Here is a 2,363-nt window from a genome sequence, read left to right on the forward strand (position 1 = left end):
TCGATCCGCTAAAATTCGTCGATAAAAAATCCTACAAAAAGCGCATCTCCGAGAGCAAGGAAAAAACAGGCAGGTTCAGCGCGGTGATCGCGGGCGAGGGCGCTATAAGTCGCCAAAAGATTCAGCTCGTGGTGTTTGATTTTAACTTCATGGGCGGAAGCCTGGGCTCCGTGGAGGGCGAAAAGATCGTGCGTGCCGTAAAGCGCAGCCTCGATAAAAACGAGCCGCTAATCATCGTAAGCGCAAGTGGTGGTGCTAGGATGCAAGAAAGCACCTTTTCGCTAATGCAGATGAGCAAAACCTCTGCCGCGCTTAAAATTTTATCCGAGCATAAAATTCCTTTCATCTCCGTTCTTACCGATCCTACGATGGGCGGCGTGAGCGCGTCCTTTGCGTGGCTAGGAGATATCATCATCGCAGAGCCCGGCGCTCTTATTGGCTTTGCCGGGCAGCGCGTCATCAAGCAAACCATAGGTGCAGATTTGCCAGAGGGCTTTCAAAGATCGGAATTTCTGCTCGAGCATGGATTAATTGATGCGATCGTGCCTAGAGCCGAGATGAGGCAGTATTTAAGCGATATAATCAACGTGCTTAGCAAAAACGCCGTGCAGATCGATGACACTAGCGATAAGTCGCTGCACGAAGAGGGAAGCGAAGAGTAGTGCAGATAACGGTAAATTCCATCCAAAAGGGCGCGGACGAGTTCGCAGGCGCGATAAGTGATTATAAAAAAATGGCGGCTAAATTTGCCGCGGTGCGAGATGAGACGTTTTTTAACGCTAATATCGCTCGCGCCCAAGCAGCGTCTCGCGAGCTCGCACTTATGGCTTACGATGAAGCTTATCTACCGCGCCTTAGCGGATACGTCGTAGCTTTGGATGAGCGCGGGCAGGAGCTAGATAGCATGGAATTTGCGAGTATGCTAAAGGATAAAAGTAGCGTGTCATTTTTCATCGGCGGCGCTTACGGGCTTAGTGAAAATTTTAAGGCAAAAGCCGATAAAATAATTAGTCTTAGCAGGCTTACGTTAGCGCATAAAATCGCTAAACTTTTGCTCTTTGAGCAAATTTTTCGCGCATTGTGCATTAACGCAAACCATCCATATCACAAATAAAGGGAAGTAATGAAGAAAAACGAGTTGAAATTTTACAAGAAAATTTTAGAAGAAAAAAGAGAGCAACTCATCGCCAATATTAATAGCTCTGTAAATGAAATTTCGGAATTGCGCGAAAATAAAGCTGCGGATGATTTTGACGTAGCGAGCATGAATACGGATTTAAGCATCGAATACTCGCTCAATGTTAATCAACAAAAGGCGTTTTTAGAGATCGAAAGCGCGCTTAAGCGCATCGAAAACGGCACTTATGGGCTTTGCGAGAGCTGCGGCGAGCAGATAAGCTTAGAGCGTCTTAAGGTAAATCCGGAGGCGAGATTGTGCATTTCGTGCAAGGAACAGGCGGAAAAGCAAAATAGGAGTTAGCTATGAAAACCAAGCAATTCTTTTTATATTCGATCGTCTATATCGCAATCGTCGCGATTTTAGTTTTTACGCAGCAAAGCAGTAGCTATACACTGGGGCTTTTCGGTTTTACGCTTACGCTTCCTGTAGCAGTGTGGATCGTACTGCCGTTAATTTTATATATGATTTTGGCGATTTTTCATATCGTTTTTCATAGCTTTGCTTTTTACCGCACAAAAAGGGCGATCGCAAAGGATCTAAGCGCATACGATGCGATGAGTAAAGAGGTTTTACTGGGTCTTGATACCAATAAAGACTTCAAAACCGAGTATTTTAAAGACCCGAGCGAGCTTACTAAAATTTTATCTCCGTGGTACGATAGCACTGGAATAGATGTCAAAAATGAGGATCTAAAAGAGGTCATAGGCGTTATCGAGAAGGTTAAAAACGGCGAAGTGGCGGATCTGCGAAAATATAAACTCCCTAAAGATAACGGACTATTTTTGCAAAACGAGCTCAATCGCCTCGACGCCGAGCCTGCGTATGCGTATGAAATTTTAAAAACTAAGGGCGTTTATAGCGAAAATATTACTAAAAAAGCCTATGCCGTAGCGCTTGCCAAAGGAAGCTACGATAAGATCAAGGCCTATAAAATTCCTCAAGATATAGCCGAGGTAAATATTTTAGTGGATCGCGCGGTGAATGACGCGAGCTTTGAGATAAGCAGTGAGGAGCTTTTCGATCTTGTAAATAATGAAAAATTTAGCGAGCAGGATTTTATCGGCTTTGCCAAAAAGCTAAAAAATCATCTCGCTCCAGAGCAATACAAAGCCTTTTTCGAGCGGCTCAAAAACGAGAATCAAGAAGCGACCGAGGCATATCTGTACGCGCTATATGAGCTTGG

The 2,363-nt window shown here is 44.6% G+C and carries 4 protein-coding genes; all 4 read left to right on the top strand.

What is annotated here, in order from left to right:
- A partial coding sequence (gene accD, locus Q0257_RS00675) for an acetyl-CoA carboxylase, carboxyltransferase subunit beta (protein ID WP_298020273.1) occupies positions 1–662 on the top strand: 662 nt, incomplete at its 5' end.
- On the top strand, positions 662–1,114 hold the full coding sequence (locus Q0257_RS00680; protein WP_298020277.1) for a 23S rRNA (pseudouridine(1915)-N(3))-methyltransferase RlmH: 453 nt from the start codon (positions 662–664) through the stop codon (positions 1,112–1,114). The genes accD and Q0257_RS00680, both read left to right, overlap by 1 nt.
- Positions 1,115–1,123: 9 nt before the next feature.
- The gene (gene dksA / locus Q0257_RS00685; protein WP_005872423.1) at positions 1,124–1,480 is read left to right on the top strand and encodes an RNA polymerase-binding protein DksA; all 357 of its coding nucleotides are present in this window, start codon (positions 1,124–1,126) and stop codon (positions 1,478–1,480) included.
- Positions 1,481–1,482: 2 nt separating this feature from the next.
- The coding region (locus Q0257_RS00690) for a LapA family protein (RefSeq protein WP_298020280.1) at positions 1,483–2,363 on the top strand (881 nt) is incomplete at its 3' end.

It is taken from the genome of uncultured Campylobacter sp., from assembly GCF_938018035.1.
Lineage (GTDB): Bacteria > Campylobacterota > Campylobacteria > Campylobacterales > Campylobacteraceae > Campylobacter_B.